Annotated in this window: 18 protein-coding genes; 12 read left to right on the top strand and 6 right to left on the bottom strand. The window is 65.7% G+C overall.

Features of this window, described 5'->3' with window-relative positions:
* Nucleotides 1-101: 101 nt before the first annotated feature.
* From JHD80_RS12135 to JHD80_RS12120, 4 genes are all read left to right on the top strand, one after another.
* Nucleotides 102-800 carry a metal-dependent hydrolase gene (locus JHD80_RS12135; RefSeq protein WP_199087435.1) on the top strand — a complete coding sequence of 233 codons (699 nt, stop codon included), beginning with the start codon at nucleotides 102-104 and terminating at the stop codon, nucleotides 798-800.
* A gap of 114 nt (nucleotides 801-914) precedes the next feature.
* Nucleotides 915-1,202 (top strand): Asp-tRNA(Asn)/Glu-tRNA(Gln) amidotransferase subunit GatC, encoded by a 288-nt coding sequence (gatC, locus tag JHD80_RS12130; protein ID WP_199087433.1) that lies wholly within the window; start codon nucleotides 915-917, stop codon nucleotides 1,200-1,202.
* Nucleotides 1,203-1,286: 84 nt separating this feature from the next.
* Nucleotides 1,287-2,801: an Asp-tRNA(Asn)/Glu-tRNA(Gln) amidotransferase subunit GatA gene (gene gatA / locus JHD80_RS12125; protein WP_199087431.1), complete on the top strand. Its 1,515-nt coding sequence runs from the start codon at nucleotides 1,287-1,289 to the stop codon at nucleotides 2,799-2,801.
* A 188-nt stretch (nucleotides 2,802-2,989) separates the two neighbouring features.
* Nucleotides 2,990-3,196: a hypothetical protein gene (locus JHD80_RS12120; RefSeq protein ID WP_199087430.1), complete on the top strand. Its 207-nt coding sequence runs from the start codon at nucleotides 2,990-2,992 to the stop codon at nucleotides 3,194-3,196.
* A 108-nt stretch (nucleotides 3,197-3,304) separates the two neighbouring features.
* On the opposite strand, the gene JHD80_RS12115 is transcribed toward JHD80_RS12120, so the two are convergent.
* Together JHD80_RS12115 and JHD80_RS12110 are read right to left on the bottom strand one after the other, a co-directional pair.
* A complete protein-coding gene (locus JHD80_RS12115; RefSeq protein WP_199087428.1) occupies nucleotides 3,305-6,508 on the bottom strand; it encodes an efflux RND transporter permease subunit in 3,204 nt (1,067 codons plus the stop codon).
* Nucleotides 6,509-6,629: 121 nt separating this feature from the next.
* Complete coding sequence (locus tag JHD80_RS12110; RefSeq protein ID WP_199087426.1) at nucleotides 6,630-7,784, bottom strand: efflux RND transporter periplasmic adaptor subunit; 1,155 nt, start codon at nucleotides 7,782-7,784, stop codon at nucleotides 6,630-6,632.
* A gap of 273 nt (nucleotides 7,785-8,057) precedes the next feature.
* Here JHD80_RS12110 and gatB point away from each other — a divergent pair, with 273 nt between their 5' ends.
* From gatB to JHD80_RS12090, 4 genes are all read left to right on the top strand, one after another.
* Nucleotides 8,058-9,539: an Asp-tRNA(Asn)/Glu-tRNA(Gln) amidotransferase subunit GatB gene (gene gatB / locus JHD80_RS12105; RefSeq protein WP_199087424.1), complete on the top strand. Its 1,482-nt coding sequence runs from the start codon at nucleotides 8,058-8,060 to the stop codon at nucleotides 9,537-9,539.
* A gap of 140 nt (nucleotides 9,540-9,679) precedes the next feature.
* Nucleotides 9,680-10,186, top strand: coding sequence for a GNAT family N-acetyltransferase (locus JHD80_RS12100; protein ID WP_199087421.1), 507 nt, complete (start codon nucleotides 9,680-9,682; stop codon nucleotides 10,184-10,186).
* Between the two features lie 28 nt (nucleotides 10,187-10,214).
* On the top strand, nucleotides 10,215-10,703 hold the full coding sequence (locus tag JHD80_RS12095) for a GNAT family N-acetyltransferase (RefSeq protein WP_199087419.1): 489 nt from the start codon (nucleotides 10,215-10,217) through the stop codon (nucleotides 10,701-10,703).
* Between the two features lie 214 nt (nucleotides 10,704-10,917).
* Nucleotides 10,918-11,625: a glutathione S-transferase N-terminal domain-containing protein gene (locus tag JHD80_RS12090; RefSeq protein WP_199087418.1), complete on the top strand. Its 708-nt coding sequence runs from the start codon at nucleotides 10,918-10,920 to the stop codon at nucleotides 11,623-11,625.
* Between the two features lie 112 nt (nucleotides 11,626-11,737).
* On the opposite strand, the gene JHD80_RS12085 is transcribed toward JHD80_RS12090, so the two are convergent.
* On the bottom strand, nucleotides 11,738-12,124 hold the full coding sequence (locus tag JHD80_RS12085; RefSeq protein ID WP_199087416.1) for a DUF2147 domain-containing protein: 387 nt from the start codon (nucleotides 12,122-12,124) through the stop codon (nucleotides 11,738-11,740).
* Between the two features lie 353 nt (nucleotides 12,125-12,477).
* Here JHD80_RS12085 and JHD80_RS12080 point away from each other — a divergent pair, with 353 nt between their 5' ends.
* Nucleotides 12,478-12,747, top strand: coding sequence for a hypothetical protein (locus JHD80_RS12080; RefSeq protein WP_248311519.1), 270 nt, complete (start codon nucleotides 12,478-12,480; stop codon nucleotides 12,745-12,747).
* Between the two features lie 43 nt (nucleotides 12,748-12,790).
* Here the strand turns inward: JHD80_RS12080 and JHD80_RS29125 are convergent, their stop codons facing one another.
* Nucleotides 12,791-12,925 (bottom strand): hypothetical protein, encoded by a 135-nt coding sequence (locus JHD80_RS29125; RefSeq protein ID WP_282568384.1) that lies wholly within the window; start codon nucleotides 12,923-12,925, stop codon nucleotides 12,791-12,793.
* A gap of 164 nt (nucleotides 12,926-13,089) precedes the next feature.
* Between JHD80_RS29125 and ndk the strand changes: the two genes are divergently transcribed.
* A complete protein-coding gene (gene ndk, locus JHD80_RS12075; protein ID WP_199087414.1) occupies nucleotides 13,090-13,512 on the top strand; it encodes a nucleoside-diphosphate kinase in 423 nt (140 codons plus the stop codon).
* A 112-nt stretch (nucleotides 13,513-13,624) separates the two neighbouring features.
* Here ndk and JHD80_RS12070 read toward each other — a convergent pair whose 3' ends face one another.
* Both JHD80_RS12070 and JHD80_RS12065 read right to left on the bottom strand, forming a co-directional pair.
* The gene (locus JHD80_RS12070) at nucleotides 13,625-14,467 is read right to left on the bottom strand and encodes a MipA/OmpV family protein (protein ID WP_199087412.1); all 843 of its coding nucleotides are present in this window, start codon (nucleotides 14,465-14,467) and stop codon (nucleotides 13,625-13,627) included.
* A gap of 153 nt (nucleotides 14,468-14,620) precedes the next feature.
* Nucleotides 14,621-15,169 (bottom strand): hypothetical protein, encoded by a 549-nt coding sequence (locus JHD80_RS12065; RefSeq protein ID WP_199087410.1) that lies wholly within the window; start codon nucleotides 15,167-15,169, stop codon nucleotides 14,621-14,623.
* Between the two features lie 612 nt (nucleotides 15,170-15,781).
* On the opposite strand from JHD80_RS12065, the gene JHD80_RS12060 reads away from it, so the two are divergent.
* On the top strand, nucleotides 15,782-16,144 hold the full coding sequence (locus JHD80_RS12060) for a hypothetical protein (RefSeq protein WP_142115313.1): 363 nt from the start codon (nucleotides 15,782-15,784) through the stop codon (nucleotides 16,142-16,144).
* A gap of 339 nt (nucleotides 16,145-16,483) precedes the next feature.
* Nucleotides 16,484-17,284 (top strand): HTH domain-containing protein, encoded by an 801-nt coding sequence (locus tag JHD80_RS12055; protein ID WP_199087409.1) that lies wholly within the window; start codon nucleotides 16,484-16,486, stop codon nucleotides 17,282-17,284.
* Nucleotides 17,285-17,287 lie beyond the last annotated feature (3 nt).

Genomic DNA, 17,287 nt, shown 5'->3' with positions numbered 1-17,287 from the left:
CATTGCTCCAGCCTGCCTCTCTCAAACTGCATTGTCGACTTGGTCGGCGGCCCGGATCGGCCTAGATAGGGGCCGGCATTTCGAAAGCCCGGAGCCTTCGCATGAAACTCACCTGGTACGGCCATTCCGCTTTCCGCGTCGATATCGACGGCGCCGCCATCCTGATCGATCCGTTCTTCACCGGGAACCCGGCCTTCGAGGGCGATGTCGCGGCGATTTCCAAGGGCATCAGTCATATCGTCGTCACCCACGGCCATGGCGACCATGTCGGCGACACGCTCGATATCGCCGGAAAGACCGGCGCGACGGTCATCACCAATTACGATCTCGCCATGCATCTGGCCTCGCAGGGCCTGAAGAACTTCAGCCCGATGAACACCGGCGGCACGGTCGATCTCGGCCCGTTCAGCGTCACGCTCGTCCGTGCCGACCATTCGGCCGGGATGGGCGAGGGCGGCGTCAATGTCCCCGTCGGCAATGCCAATGGCGCGATCATCAAGGCCAAGGGCGAGAAGACGCTCTGGCACATGGGCGATACCGACATCTTCTCCGACATGGCGCTGCTCGCCGAGATCCACGGCGTGGAGGCCTGCATCTGCCCGATCGGCGATCGCTTCACCATGGGCGGCAAGGTCGCCGCGCTCGCCATGACCCGCTTCGTCAAGCCGAAACTCGCGATCCCCGCCCATTACGGCACCTTCCCGATCATCGACCAGAATGCCGATGCCTTCGTCGCCGGCATGCAGGGCAGCGGCATCGAGGTTATCCTGCCAAAGAAGGGCGAGGCTTTCGCGATCTGAGCCGGAGAAACCGGCCTGATCGCTCAATGCTGATTTACGTTTGCCCGTTCGCCGCGCTATAGCGCGGCGAACCGTTTTCCGGCGCGCGATCCGCGCCCTATCCAGGAGCCCGCCATGTCGGTCGATCTCGCCACCGTCAAACGCGTCGCGCATCTCGCGCGCATCGCCGTGCCGGAGGCCGATCTGCCCAAGCTGCAAGGCGAGCTCAACGCCATCCTCGGCTTCGTCGAGCAGCTCAACGAGGTGAATGTCGACGGCGTCGAGCCGATGACCTCGGTGACGCCGATGGCGATGAAGCAGCGGGAGGACGTGGTCACGGACGGCGAGATCGCCGATGCGATCGTCGCCAACGCCCCTGCCTCCGAGGACGATTATTTCATGGTGCCGAAGGTGATCGAGTAAGCGCGGAGCGCGCTGTTTCGATCATCCCGGAGACGCGAAGCGCCATCCGGGATCGCCATCCGCATGCAGAACGGAATTGATACCGTGACCGATCTCACCCGCCTGACGCTGACCGAGGCCCGCGACGGCCTGAAAGCCAAGACCTTCTCCGCGACCGAACTCACGAAGGCGCATATCGCCGCCGTCGAGAAGGCCCGCGCCCTCAATGCCTATGTGCTGGAAACGCCGGAGCACGCCCTGAAGCAGGCGGCAGCCTCCGACGAGAAGCTCGCCAAGGGCGAGGCCGGCCCGCTCGAAGGCCTGCCGCTCGGCATCAAGGACCTGTTCGCGACCAACGGCGTGCGCACCACCGCCTGCTCGAAGATCCTCGGCAATTTCGTGCCGGCCTATGAATCGACCGTGACGAGCCAGCTCTGGCGTGACGGCGCCGTGATGCTCGGCAAGCTCAACAACGACGAATTCGCCATGGGCTCGTCGAACGAGACCTCGGCTTTCGGCAATGTCGTGAACCCCTGGCGCCGCAAGGGCTCCAATGTGGGCGCCGGGCAGGGTGGTTCCGTCGAGGGCAACCATCTCGTTCCCGGCGGCTCGTCCGGCGGTTCGGCCTCGGCCGTCGCTGCCGATCTCTGCCTTGCCGCGACCGCGACCGATACCGGCGGCTCGATCCGCCAGCCGGCGGCCTTCACCGGCACGGTCGGCATCAAGCCGACCTATGGCCGCTGCTCGCGCTGGGGCACGATCGCCTTCGCCTCCTCGCTCGACCAGGCCGGGCCAATCGCCAAGACCGTGCGCGACGCCGCCGTGATGCTGCGCTCGATGTCCGGTCATGATCCGAAGGACACCACCTCGGTGGACATGGCCGTGCCGGATTACGAGGCGGCCGTCGGCCGCTCGGTGAAGGGCATGAAGATCGGCATTCCCCGCGAATACCGGCTCGACGGCCTCAATGCCGAGATCGACGCGCTCTGGCAGCAGGGCATCGAATGGCTCAGGGCCGCAGGCGCCGAGATCATCGAGATCTCGCTGCCGCACACCAAATACGCCCTGCCGGCCTATTACATCGTCGCCCCGGCCGAGGCCTCCTCGAACCTCGCCCGCTATGACGGCGTCCGCTACGGCCTGCGCGAGCAGGGCAAGGACATCGTCGAGATGTACGAGAAGACCCGCGCCGCCGGCTTCGGCGCCGAGGTCAAGCGCCGCATCATGATCGGCACCTATGTGCTCTCGGCCGGCTATTACGACGCCTATTACGTCCGCGCCCAGAAGATCCGCACGCTGATCAAGCGCGATTTCGAGACGGTCTATGGCCAGGGCATCGACGCCGTGCTGACCCCTGCCACGCCTTCGGCCGCCTTCGGCATCGGCGAGAAGGGCTCGGCTGATCCGGTCGAGATGTACCTGAACGACGTCTTCACGGTGACGGTGAACATGGCCGGGCTGCCCGGCATCGCCGTGCCCGCCGGCCTCGACGCGCAGGGCCTGCCGCTGGGCTTGCAGCTCATCGGCCGCCCCTTCGACGAGGAGACGCTGTTCTCGCTCGGCGAGGTGATCGAGCAGGCGGCGGGCCGCTTCGCCGTCTCGGAGCGCTGGTGGGGCTGAGCCGGATTCGGCTTTGCCAACACAGCTTTGAAACGCGCTGGCCATCCCGGATCGGCAGCGAAGCCGTGCCGGTTCGGAGGGCATGCCGGGCCGTTCCGGACGTGATCACGGGTCTTGCTTGGCGCACCCGGGATGACATGCCCGTTCCTTGGTCGTTAGGGTAGGTGGCTTTCTCCGAGGAAACGGCGATGATCTTCAGCCGCGTCATGACCTATGCCTGTCTGACGGCGCTTGCCGCCATACTCGCTGTCGTCGTCGCGCTGATGATTTTGCTGACGGTCGTCCAGCTCCTGCGGGGAGAGGCGATCCCCGATCCAGCCGCGCGAGCTATCGGAGCCGCCATTGCTCTCGGCCTCGCGCTGATCTGCCGGGCGGTGGCGAAGCGGCTGGTCTGACCGCTTCCCGCCCGAGTTCGGAAGGCGCTGCTCCAAATATCGTAAGACGAAAAAAGGGGCCGCTGAGCGGCCCCTTTTCAGATCGGTTGTCGTGGTTGCGCCGCGGCGTCAGTGAGCCGCCGTCGGTGTCACCGGCGGCTGGGCCGCCGCAGCCTTGCGCCGCTTTCCGCCGAGATCCGCCAGCCAGCGCACCATCACGTAGAACACCGGCGTGAAGATCAGGCCGAAGAAGGTGACGCCGAGCATGCCGGAGAACACCGCGATGCCCATCGCCTGGCGCATCTCCGCGCCGGCGCCGACCGAGATCGTCAGCGGCAGCACGCCGAGGATGAAGGCCATCGAGGTCATCAGGATCGGCCGCAGGCGGGTGCGGGCGGCGGCGATCGCCGCGTCGCGGCGGTGCATGCCCTCGTCCTCGGCCTGCTTGGCGAACTCGACGATCAGGATCGCGTTCTTCGCGGCGAGGCCCACCAGCACCACCAGGCCGATATCGACCAGGATATTGCGGTCGAGATTGGCGTAATTCACCCCGAACATCGCCGCCAGGATACACATCGGCACGATCAGGATGACCGAGAGCGGCAGCAGCCAGCTCTCGTAGAGCGCCGCCAGCAGCAGGAAGACGAACACCACCGCGAGCCCGAAGGCGATGATCGCCGTGTTGCCCGCGAGCTTCTCCTGCAGCGCGATCTCGGTCCATTCGAAGCCGAAGCCGGCCGGGAGGCGCTCCGCCGCGATCTTCTCGACCGCCTCGATGCCCTGGCCGGTCGAATAGCCATGCGCCATCGAGAGCTGCACCTCCGCTGCCGGATAGAGGTTGTAGCGCGGCACGCGATAGGCGCCGGTCGTGTCCTGGAAGGACGCGACCGAACCGATCGGCACCATCTCGCCATCCGCGTTGCGGGTCTTGAGATTGGCGACGTCGCGCGTGGTCAGGCGGAACGGGTTGTCCGCCTGCGCCGTCACGCGATAGGTCCGGCCCAGCAGGTTGAAGTCGTTGATATAGGCCGATCCCATATAGATCGACAGCGTCTCGAAGATGCGCGTCACCGGCACGCCGAGCATCTCCGCCTTGGTGCGGTCGATATCGGCATAGATCTGCGGCGTCTTGGTCGAGAACAGCGTGAAGGGCTGCTGGATGCCCGGGACCTGCCCGGCCGAGCCGGCGACGATCCAGGCCGCGCCTTCGAGCGCCGCGAGCCCGCGCCCGCTACGATCCTGCACATAGCCCTTGAGGCCGCCGCCGGTGCCGATGCCCGGGATGGCCGGCGGCTCGATCAGCAGGGTGAAGGCTTCCGAGATGCCGAACATCTGCTGTCGGAGATCGGCGAAGATGCCCTGCGTCGTCAGCCCGGCCTTCACGCGGTCGGCGAAGGGGGAGAGTGTCACGAAGGCGACGCCGGTATTCGGCGCGATCGTGAAGGTCGCGCCGTCGAGGCCGGCGAAGGCGACGGTATGCGCCACGCCGGGGCGGGACAGCAGGATCTCGTTCGCCTTGCGCAGCACGGCGTCCGTACGCTCCAGCGAGGAGCCGGGCGGCAACTGCAGCACGGCAATGAAATAGCCGCGGTCGAGCTGCGGCACGAGGCCGGTTGGCGTTCTGCGGATGTCCCAGACCGTGGCGGCGATTAGGCCGGAATAGACGATCAGCAGGATCACCGCGATGCGGATGAGGCGCGAGGTGACGCGCCCATAGCTGCGCGACAGCCAGTCGAAGCCGGCGTTGAAATAGTGGAAGAACCAGCGGACCGGTGCGCCCAGCTTGTAGAAGAACCCGTGCTGCTCGTTCGGGTCATGCTTCTTGTGCGCCTTGAGCAGCACCGCCGACATCGCCGGCGACAGCGTCAGCGACACGAAGCAGGAGATCGCCGTCGAGGCCGCGATCGTCACCGCGAACTGCTGGTAGAACGTGCCCTGCAGGCCGCTGATGAAGGCGGTCGGGATGAACACCGCGCAGAGCACGAGCGCGATCGCGAGCAGCGCGCCGCCGACCTCGTCCATGGTCTTGTGCGCGGCTTCCTTGGGCGTGAGCCCCTCGGCGAGATAGCGCTCGACATTCTCCACCACGACGATCGCGTCGTCGACGACGATGCCGATGGCAAGAACCAGCGCCAGCAGCGAGATCGTGTTGAAGGAGATGCCGACCGCGCTCATCACCAGGAAGGTGCCGACCAGCGAGACCGGGATCGCGACGATCGGGATGATCGCGGCGCGCCAGGTCTGCAGGAACAGGATGACCACGATCACGACGAGCACGATCGCTTCGAGCAGTGTGTGCACCACCGCGTCGACGGATTCGCCGATGAACTCGGTCGGGTTGTAGATGATGCGGTGCTCGAGGCCGACCGGGAACTGCTTGGCCATCTCGGCCATGGTCGAGATCAGCTTGTCGGAGGTCGCGAGCGCGTTCGAGCCCGGCCGCTGGAAGACGCCGATGGCGACGGTGTTCTTGTTATCGAGATAGGCGTTGGTGGTGTAGTCCTGCGAGCCGAGCTCGACGCGGGCGATGTCGCGGACGCGGATCGTGCCGCCATCGGCGTCCGAGCGGACGACGATGCTTTCGAATTCGGAGACGTCGGTCAGGCGGCCGAGCGTGTTGACCGAGAGCTGGAAGGCCTCGTCCGACTTCGCCGGCGGCTGGTTGAGCGCGCCGGCCGCGACCTGCACGTTCGCCGCCCTGAGCGCCGCGACAACGTCGGCGCCGGTCAGGTTGCGCGCGGCGACCTTGGCGGGGTCGAGCCAGATGCGCATCGAGAAGTCGCGCGCGCCGAAGACCTGCACGTCGCCGACGCCGTCGACGCGGGTCAGCACGTCCTTCACGTAGAGCGAGGCGTAGTTGGAGATGTACTGCGCGTCGCGCGACCCGTCCGGCGAGATCATGTTGATGACCATCAGGAAGTCGGGCGAAGCCTTGCGGACCTGGATGCCGAGCGCGCGCACATCCTGCGGCAGGCGTGCCTCGGCCTGCGAGACGCGGTTCTGCACCAGCACCTGCGCCTGGTCGATGTCGGTGCCGCCCTTGAAGACGACGTTGATCGTCACCCGCCCGTCGCCGGTCGACTGCGAGGTGATGTAGAGCATGTCGTCGACGCCGTTCACCTCCTGCTCGATCGGGGTCGCCACCGTGGCGGCGACCGTCTCGGCCGAGGCGCCGGGATAGGTTGCGGTGATCGAGACCGTGGGCGGCGCAATCTCGGGATATTCGGCGATCGGCAGCGAGCGCTGCGCGATGGCGCCGGCGATCGTCAGCAGCACCGAGAGAACGGTGGCGAAGATCGGCCGGTCGATGAAGAAATGGGCGAAGCGGAACATGGGAATGTCCTGGCCGTAATAAGGCGGGTGGGCGCCCGGTGGCGTCCATGATTCAGTGCCGGGCCAGGATTGGCCCGAGAGGCGGGCGCCGGCTTTCAGGGAAAGCCGGCGCGGCAGGCGCTCAGTTGGTCGTCGCGACCTTGATCTCGCCGGGCTGCGGCGTCACCGCGACGCCCGGACGGACCATCGGGTTGGCGTTGCCGCCGACGATCACCTTGTCCTCGGGCGTCAAGCCGGAGCGGATCACCCGCAGGCCCTCGCTGAGCGGGCCGAGCACGACCGACTTGGGCACGACCTTGTTCTCGGGGCCGACCGTGAGCACGATCTTGTGGGCCTGGTCCGAGGCGATGACCGTGTCCGGCACCAGCAGCGCGTCGGATTCGCCGGCGAAGAAGCGCAGGCGGCCGAAGGTGCCGGGCGTCAGGAACTGGTCCTTGTTGTCGAACACGGCGCGGCCGCGGATCGTCGCCGAGCGGGCGTTGAGCGCGTTGTCGAGGAAGTTGACCTTGCCGCGGCGGCCCCATTTCGGCTCGTCGGACAGGCGCACCTCGACAACGGTTCCCGCATCCCGGCTGGCCCCGTCGCGCGGGTTGCTCATCCGCGCATAGCGCAGGAAGTCGGCTTCCGAGACGTCGAAGGTGAAATAGATCGGGTCGACCGCGACGATGGTCGTCAGCAGCGTCGCGCCCGACTGGCCGCCGGCGATCAGGTTGCCGGGATCGACGCGGCGGTTCGAGATGCGCCCCGCGATCGGTGCACGCACCTCGGTCCATTCGAGATTGAGCTGGGCGTTCTTGAGGGTGGCCTCGGCGCCCTGTTGGGTGCCGATCGCGCTGTTCAGGTTGGCGCGGCGCTGGTCGACGTCGCGCGCCGTGATCGTGCGGTTCTGCGTCAGGCCCTCGGCGCGCTCGACCTCGTTCTGGGCGAGTTCGACCTGCGCCTTGGCGCGGGCGACATCGGCGCGAGCGACGTCGACGGCCAGTTTGTAAGGCCGCTGATCGATGGTAAAGAGCAGGTCGCCCTTCTGGATCAGCGCGCCGTCGCGGAAATGCACGCTGTCGATGAAGCCGGAGACGCGGGCGCGCACCTCGACCTGATCACTGGCCTCGAACCGGCCGGTGAACTCGTCCCAGTTGGTGATGCGCTTGGCGAGCGGATTGGCGACCTGCACCGGAGGAGCCGGCGGAGCTCCCTGCGCGGCAGCGTCGAAAGCGGTGAGCGCGGTCGACGTGAAGGCGGCGGTGAGCACCAGACCGATGAAACGGCTGCGTGACATGACGGAACTCCGGGTAACGAGCCGGCACAACCAATGGGGGTTTCCGGCATTTTGCGCAAGAAGGGTTGGCGAGTGACGAATGTCAAGAACCATCACCCGTCAATCTGCACGATCTTGCGCCAGATACGCCACATTCCCGCCATCCGGTTGCAGGAGCGCAACGCGGCGGGCGGTTTTCGCCTCTCGCGAGTGCCGTTCCGGTGCAACGGAAGCTTGCCGCCCGCCCGCCGACATCGTAACGCGTAAGCGAATATAGCAGCCGGAAGAGACCAGATGAACGCGCATGCCCGCCCCGCCGACCCGAAGAAGCTGATCAAGGGCGCGACCGGCGATTGGGAGATCGTGATCGGCATGGAGATCCATGCCCAGGTCACCTCCAATGCCAAGCTGTTCTCGGGCGCCTCGACCGGCTTCGGTGCCGAGCCGAACGAGCATGTCAGCCTCGTCGACGCCGCCATGCCCGGCATGCTGCCGGTGATCAATGCCGAATGCGTCAGGCAGGCGGTGCGCACCGGCCTCGGCCTCAACGCCCAGATCAACAATCGCTCTGTCTTCGACCGGAAGAACTATTTCTACCCGGACCTGCCGCAGGGCTATCAGATCAGCCAGTACAAGAGCCCCATCGTGGGCGAGGGCGAGATCGTCGTCGATCTCTCCCCGACGGAGCAGATCACCGTCGGCATCGAGCGCCTGCATCTGGAGCAGGATGCCGGCAAGTCGATCCATGACCAGCATCCGACGATGAGCTTCGTCGACCTCAACCGCTCGGGCGTCGCGCTGATGGAGATCGTCTCCAAGCCCGACCTGCGCTCGGCGGACGAGGCGAAGGCCTATGTCTCGAAGCTGCGCACCATCCTGCGCTATCTCGGCACCTGCGACGGCGACATGGAGAAGGGCAATCTCCGCGCCGACGTGAACGTCTCCGTCCGCAAGCCGGGCGACCCGCTGGGCACGCGCTGCGAGATCAAGAACGTCAATTCGATCCGCTTTATCGGCCAGGCGGTCGACACTGAAGCGCGCCGCCAGATCGGCATCATCGAGGATGGCGGCACGATCGACCAGGAAACCCGGCTCTATGACCCCGGCAAGGGCGAGACCCGCTCGATGCGCTCCAAGGAAGAGGCGCATGACTATCGCTACTTCCCGGACCCGGACCTGCTGCCGCTCGAATTCGATGATGCCTTCGTCGAGAGCCTGAAGGGCGCGCTGCCGGAACTGCCCGACGCCAAGAAGGCGCGCTTCATCGCGACCTACGGACTCTCGCCCTATGACGCCTCGGTGCTCGTCGCCGAGCGCGAGCAGGCCGATTATTTCGAGGACGTCGCCAAGGGGCGGGACGGCAAGGCCGCGGCGAACTGGGTGATCAACGAGCTCTTCGGCCGCCTCAACAAGGAAGGCAAGGACGTCACGACCTCGCCGGTCTCGGCCGCGCAGCTTGGCGGCCTCGTCGACCTGATCGGCGAGGGCGTCATCTCCGGCCGCATCGCCAAGGACCTGTTCGAGATACTCTGGACCGAGGGCGGTGATCCCCGCGAGATCGTCGAGGCCCGCGGCATGAAGCAGGTCACCGACACCGGCGCCATCGAAAAGGCCGTGGACGAACTGATCGCGGCCAATCCCGACAAGGTCGAACAGGTCAAGGCCAAGCCGACCATGCTGGGCTGGTTCGTCGGCCAGGCGATGAAGGCCTCGGGCGGCAAGGCCAACCCGCAGGCCCTGAACGAGATCCTTAAAGCAAAGCTCGGCATCGAGTGATCGAAAATGCCGTCATCCCGGACGCAGCGAAGCGGAGATCCGGGATCCATGCCTGAACCTTCATCGGAAGCGTTCCGGCATGGATCCCGGGTCAAGCCCGGGATGACGGCGGTGTTTCCTGCGCAAGCTGGACGATTGGGATGACCCCCGCCGATCTCGTCATCCGCGACGCCGAAGCCGCCGATCTCCCTGCGGTCAGGGCGCTTTTGGTCGAGACCTGGCACGCCACCTATGACGGCATCTACGGCTGGCAGCGTGTCGCCGAGATCACCAATGCCTGGCACTCCCTGGAGAACCTGAAGGCCCAGCTCGGCCGCGACGAGGGCGTGTTCCTGGTCGCGTTGGTCGGCGAGGAGATCGTGGCGACAGCCTCTGCCCGGCAGGAGCGCGACGGTGCGGCGCTGCTGACGCGGCTTTATGTCCTGCCGAACCGGCAGGGCATCGGCATCGGGCGCACCCTGCTGCAGGTCGCGCTCGCCTGTTTCCCGGAGGCGCCGGTGGCGCGGCTCGAGGTCGAGGGCCAGAACGAGCCGGCCATCATCTTCTACGAGCGTATGGGCTTCTTCCTGCAAAGGCAGGCGCGCTTTGACGGGCGCGACGACACGCCCAATACGCTGCTTATGGCGAAGCGGCTGTTCGTCGCCTGAGCACGCCGCCCACGGACGAGACACGGCTATGACGAAAACCGACGCTTCCGAAATCCGCATGCGCGAGGCGACAAAGGCCGACGTGCCCCGCGTTGCCGAACTCATCATGCATGGCGCGTCCGTGCAGAAGCGCACGGATGAGCAGATTGCGGAAGAGGCGCGAGACCCGGTCTATCTCAAGGCCTTCGACGTGATCGCTGCCAATCCCTACAACACGCTCTTCGTCGCCGAGTTGGAGGGCAGGGTGGTGGGCACCTACCAGATCACGATCCTGCCGGGCCTGGCCGAGCGCGGGCGCATCCGCGCCAAGATCGAGAGCGTCCATGTCGCGCCCGAATGCCGGGGCCGCGGCATCGGCGCGATCATGATGCGCCATGCGATCGCTTTCGCAGCGGAGAAGGGCGTCGGCCTCGTCGAGCTGACGTCGCACAAGGCGAGGCCCGACGCGCATCGTTTCTACGCCGGCCTCGGCTTCGTGCAGAGCCATGAGGGCTTCAAGATGGCACTCTCGCCCTGAGCGGTTGACGAGACGAAGAACCTCCTCGTCATCCCGGATCTCCGCTTCGCTCCGTCCGGGACGACACGCTCTTGAGGCAGCGGAGGCAGGCGCGGGAAGGGGCTCCTTCAAGACATGGTGCGGTCGCACCGAAAGCGCACCGCAGCCCCTTCCGGACCCTTCGCAAGCTTCCTAGGTTCTGAAGCGAGGCCTCCCGCCTGAAAGGAAGCGACCGATGTCCGAAGCCCCCGCCAAGCCGATCGACCTCTATTACTGGCCGACGCCGAACGGCTTCAAGATCACGATCATGCTCGAAGAGACCGGGCTGCCCTACACCATTGTCCCGGTGAATATCGGCAAGGGCGACCAGTTCAAGCCGGATTTCCTGGCGATCTCCCCGAACAACCGCATGCCGGCGATCGTCGATCCTGACGGGCCGGGCGGCAAGCCGATCTCGGTCTTCGAATCCGGCGCGATCCTGCAATATCTCGGCCGCAAGACCGGCCAGTTCTACCCGAAGGACGAGCGCGGCCGCGTCGAGGTCGACGAATGGCTGTTCTGGCAGATGGGCGGCTTCGGCCCGATGCTCGGCCAGACCCATCATTTCCGCCTCTACGCGCCCGAGAAGGTGCCCTACGCCATCGACCGCTACACCAACGAGGCCAACCGTCTCTATGGCGTGCTGAACCGGCGCCTCGAAGGCCGTGACTATATCTGCGGCGATTACTCGATCGCCGACATGGCCTGCATCGGCTGGGCGCGCGGCTGGGAGCGGCAGGGCCAGGATATCAAGCAGTTCCCGAACGTCGCGCGCTGGCTGGAGACGATGATGGCGCGGCCCGCCGTGCAGCGCGGAGTCAAGGTCGGCGAGGAATTGCGCAATCCCGCCGGCATCAGCACGCCCGAGGAAAAGGCGATCCTCTTCGGTCAGAAGGCGCGTTGAACATAGGCCGTCATGCCCGGGCTTGACCCGGGCATCTCTGGGTCAGGAGATCCTCGGGTCTGCGCTTCGCTTCGCCCGAGGATGACGTTTTCCCGCCATCGGCGGCAAAACGTCAATTCATCCGGTTCCACTTCACCGAGCGGCAGATCAGACCACCCATGACGCAGCCGGCGGTCGTCAGCGTGCTGCCCGACAGCGTCATCGTGCCGGAATAGGTCTTGCCGTCCTCGGGATTGAAGGCGCTGCCGCTCCACTTGTTCGCGCCGTTCGGCTTCATGTCGTAGAAGATGCGCTGGCCGACCTTGGCCGGACCCTTCTCGTCCTTGAGCCAGGAGAGCGCCCCGCAGAGCGCCTCGCCGCATTTGGTGAAGCGCACGCGCGAGGCGCCGGTGTCGCGCTCCCAGGTGCCGACGACCTCCTGCGCCGAGGCAGACGAGAGGCTCGCCAGCAGTCCGAGCGCAGCGAAGGCTGCAAGCTTAGATCCGGTTCCGTGATGCATCCGATCCTCCCTGTTCGACCAGCTATGTCTGCATGGTTCAGATATGAACCATATCCGGGATTTGGCCCGCCTCCAAGCTGCCGCAGCGGAAGAGGTTTTCGCTGCTTCCGCTGCGCAAGGTGAATCCATTCTCAACGAGCGCCGGCATGACGTTAGATCAGGCTATTGAAATCACGTCGATTTTCGGGATTCCGAGATGAATCCTTCGTTGATTTAACCGGCTGATTACGTCTCGTTGAGACTCGATTCATCGCGAAATTTAGGACGCATTTTAAAGATCGGACCCACTCTCGCATTCATCAGCCGGGGCCTTTGGACGGGTGGCCGGCACAACGACAAGAGGGTGGTTTGTCATGGCACGCATGGAGATGAGCGCTGTTCCTGCTTCGCTGGTGATCCCAGCGGAGGTGTCGGCGGAAGCTTATTACGAACTGGGCCTGATGCATGCTTCGGGGCGGGCGGGAGCCGTCGACCTGGTCAAGGCGCAGATGTGGTTCAACGTCGCCTTTGCCCGGGGCTGTGCCCGTGCGGCGGCGCATCGCCAGGAACTGGCGCTGGAGATGGACCGGGACCAGATCGCCTCGGCGCTGCGCGAGGCCCGCGCTTTCCTGACGCGGCACTGAGGCCACGTTCGGCATCCGCAAGGATGGCGCCTTACGGCGCCGTTCAGAACGCCGCGACGCCGCCCGAGGGCGGGGGCTGGTTGCCCCTGCGATCCCTGGTGATGGTATCGGGCGTCACGGACAGGATTTGACAAAGCAGCGCCAGGCAGCTGGCGAAGGCGAGACCAATGAGCAGCATAGGCAGGCTCCTCGTCGTCAACGCCTCAATCTAGCATCGAATTGATCTGCCGGCTCATCGATTCCGGGCATGACGGCCCTGCGCACGAGCCTTGTGGGGTGCGAAGGCGGCAGCTATAAGCGCGCCGCATTTCCTTTTTTCGTACCCGTTCCAAGGATCGATCGATGGCTGTCCAGCGTACCTTCTCCATTCTCAAGCCCGACGCGACGAAGCGCAATCTCACCGGCGCGGTCAACGCGGTCATCGAGAAGGCTGGCCTGCGCATCGTCGCGCAGAAGCGCATCCAGATGACCAAGGCCCAGGCCGAGACCTTCTACGCCGTCCACTCGGCCCGTCCGTTCTTCGGCGAGCTCGTCGAGTTCATGACCTCCGGCCCGGTGGTCGTGCAGGTTCTCGAAGGCGATGACGCCATCGCCAAGTATCGCGAAGTGATGGGCGCCACCAACCCGGCCAACGCCGCCGAGGGTACCGTCCGCAAGCTCTTCGCCCTCTCGGTTGGTGAGAACACCGTGCACGGCTCGGATGCGCCGGAGACCGCCGCGATCGAGATCGCCCAGTTCTTCGCGGGCAACGAGATCGTCGGCTGATTTTCAGTCGCCTGCTGAAAAGCAGAAAGGCGGGCCGGTATCCGGCCCGCCTTTTCTTTTTTGCCTGTGGTGAGGCCATGGCAGGGCAGACCCGGCCATGGCCCGCGAAGCCTCAGAGCCCGAAGGAGTAGCTCGATCCTGTGTCGAACGAGTAGCTCGCCGACAGGCCGAAGGTGAGCGAATCGCGCGAGCCGAACGGCCTTACGATCGGGGAGCGCGTGGCGTCGCCGACCAGGCGCTTGTACTCGACATAGGCCGTGGTCTTGAGCTGGTCCGACCAGCTATAGGTGACCTGCGCCAGGGCGCCGTAGTGATGGACGCCGGCATTGAAGCGCTGCAGCAGGCCGCCCGTGCCGGGCATGGCGCCGGCGGTGCCGAAATAGGTCCGGACGTAGTCGGCGGATGCGATCCGCATGCGCGGGCCGATGCCGAGCGTCCAGGGACCGAGCGTCGAGAAGGCATCGAGCTTGAAATCGGCGACGATGCCGTCATGCGCGACGATGCCGCGGCGCACGTCGACGCGGCCGCGCAGCCAGGAGGTCGGGTAGAATTCCGCGAAACCGCCGGCCTCGGCGCCGAACTTGGTCGCGGGCACGGCGACGAGCGCCGGATTGACCTTGGCGCTGCGCTTCCAGAGCAGGTCGCCCGAGAAGCCGATGCGCCAGCCCTGGCCGGAGAACACGCCGATGCTGAGCATCGCGTCGTCCTCGGCGCTCCACCAGGTGCTCTTCAGGCCCCGGCCCAGCGAGATGATCGGGCGCGCCCGGAAAACATAATCGTCCGAACCGGTATAGTCCGGCTGATAGCGCACGCCGGCACCCAGCGTGAGGTACCAGTTCTGCGCCGACTGGGGCGAAGTCAGGGTCGAGTAGTCCTTCGACTGGGCCTTGGCCTGGCCGGGAAGCAAAAGGGCGAGGCAGGTCGCAAGACCGGCCAGATACGCAACGCAACGCATGATCCAGAACTCCGACGCTATGGCGTCTCAGATAGGCGATGCCCGCAATCTGGCTGACGAGGTTTAATGCGCGGTTAAGGTTCCCATTTCGTTATCTTCAGCATTTTCAAGTGGTTGACTTGCCGAGCTTTTCATCTGCGATCGGCGCCGGCTTCAGCGCGCCTCGGGAGGTTCGGTCTCCGGCGGAGCGCTCTGGGGACCGATGAATTCGAGGATCGCTTTCGAGAACGCCAATATGGCGGCCTCCCGATTCACGACGCACATCGCTTGCGCGAGATCGGCGAAGTCTTCCGCGCCGATCTGGACCACGACCTTGGAGTTGCCGCGCCCCGAGGCAATCGCGCCGCTGACGGTGAGCCCGCTTCTTTGCAGGCCGTCGGAGCCTTTTCCGACCCATGTCCCGTGGCCGATTCGAACGCGGCCCTCGTACTGCCAGCGGCCGCCGCCTTGCAGGGGCGCCCGCCAGAGCTGGCTGTGTTCGCTCATCATGTCACCTTCGCTTTGCCCAGGTTGCCTCATGAAGCAGTCGGGCCGCGAAAGCCAGATGGGCGTCTGCAACGCAGCGCCGTGCAGGCGCTCCACGAGATCGGGATGAAGTGCGACGGCGGGTGATTTTGAATACCGCCCATTAATCGATGGTGGGGAGAATGATCGCAGGCCGGGATGCCGGTCGAAAGATACTCCAGAAGGAGCGGCGATCATGGAACTGGCGATCCTCTGGCTGCTCTGCGCAGCCATCTTCCTCGAATTGGCCGAGCGCGCGCCCGAGATCGATTTCGACTAGACCCATGGCCCGAAATCGGAAGCGCGGTTTCGGGAAGAGCCATATTGGCACAAGGGCTGGTCGCGTTTGAGATGCACCCGAGAGGATGCACCGTCGCGATCTAGCCGTCGCCCAGGAACGACCAGGCCGCCCAGCCCAGGAAGACGATCCACGCCGTCATCGTCACGGTGATGCCGCCCAGGAGCAGGAAGCTCACGGCCTTGCTTCCCGTCTTTTCCGCGTCGCACTCGGGTTCGTCCATCATGTCATGCCGTGGCCATCGGGCGCCGCGGCGGTTCGCCGGGGCCGAGCCCGGCCGCAAGGACCGCATTGGCTCACCCGCGAAGCTTGACGCGATCGACTGGCGGCCCAGCAACCCCCAAATGGGTGCAGGCAGGGTCGCAACCCTGGCGTGAGAGCCGCACCATCCTGAAATCGGCAGCTCGGCAACGATGCGCCTCTTGACCTCCGGCCCGCTCTATGGCCATGCCGGAGCACGGGCTGGGCATCGTGGTCTTCGATGCGCTCGTTCTCGAAGGACAGGCGAAGTCATGAAGATGCGGCGGATGGGTGCGGTCGTTCTGGCCGGTGGACTGTCGATTCTGGCGAGCGTTTCGGCCTATGCCGCAAGCAGCTCGACGACCTTGCCGCCGCCAGACCCGACGGCGAAGAACCTGACTCCCTACATGATCCAGTTGCGCGCCTTCGACGCCTGCCTGATCACGCAGTCGCAATTGATGGGCACGACGCGCGAGGCGGTCCACACCCCGTGCAGCTGCTACGCCAAGGGCACGGTCAATGCGATGACCAAGGACGAGATCCAGGCCTTCCGCGATACCGGCTATTTCAACGACACGGCCCGCCAGAAGGGCCTGCAGTTCATCGACCAGTGCAAGCTGAAGCGCCCGTTCTGAGCGCCCTGCCGGCTTTCTCACTCTCGTAAGATAGATGGGTCATTCGGGGCGACCCACCGAGTCCGACCTTCGGTCGGCCCGATAACAGGCTTCGCAAGACCCGGGATCCATGCCTGAATCGTTCCGGCATGGATCCCGGGTCTTCGCTTTAATCCGTCCGGGCTGATCCGCGCGAATATCGATCAGGCCTCCGCCTTTCGCCTTGCTGCTGACAGACTCCTGACAGAAGTTGTCAGCGCGGCTGAGCCATTCTGCCGCAGGTTCACATCACAGTTCGTTCGATCGGTCCCGGTCGAACGTAACAGGTGTTGGACCGGGAGACGGGTGGGAGACGCCGCCGTGCAGCGCGCTGAACGATTGCTCGACATGATCCAGAGCCTGCGTCGCCGCAGGCGCCCCGTGACGGCAGAGACGCTGGCCTCCGAGCTCGACGTGTCCGTGCGCACGGTCTACCGCGACATCGGCGCGCTGGTGCGCCAGGGCGTACCCGTGCGCGGCGAGGCCGGCATCGGCTACGTCCTGGATGCAGGCTTCGACCTGCCACCTCTGATGCTTTCGCCCGACGAGATCGAGGCCGTGCTGGTCGGCATGCGCTGGCTGAGCGAGCGCGCCGACCCGGTGCTGGCGCGCGCCGCCGAGGATGTCGTCAGCAAGGTCGCGGCGGTGCTGCCGCCGCATCTGCGGCCGATCCTGCTCGATGGCGCCTTGTTCGCAGCCTCCCATCCGGGGGACGTGCCGCCCGATCAGGTCGATGTCGCGGCGGTGCGCGCCGCCATTCGCAACGGCCGCAAGCTCTCGATCCACTACAGCGACGAGAGCGGCCAGGCGACGCAGCGCATGATCTGGCCGATCGGCATGACCTTCTACGAGCGCGTGCGCATCGTCATCGCCTGGTGCGAGCTCAGGCAGGCCTTCCGCCATTTCCGCACCGACCGCCTGACCGGCCTCGTCGCGCTGGAGGAACGCTATCCCGCCCGCCGCGCCGACCTCTTCCGCCGCTGGCAGAAGGAAGAGGAGAGGGCGAAGGAGGAGTGGGAGCGCTGCAAGCGCGAAGGCGACAGCGCGGCTCAGCCGCGGATGACGGCCCCGCCTTCGAGCCTCGCGCGGCCGGAAGCGACTTCCGCCAGCGCCGCCGGATAGAGC

The sequence above is a fragment of the Allobosea sp. ASV33 genome (assembly GCF_016428755.1).
Classification (GTDB): Bacteria; Pseudomonadota; Alphaproteobacteria; order Rhizobiales; family Beijerinckiaceae; genus Allobosea.
Note: the sequence above shows the minus strand (reverse complement) of the source record. Positions and strands in the feature narration are given on the sequence as shown.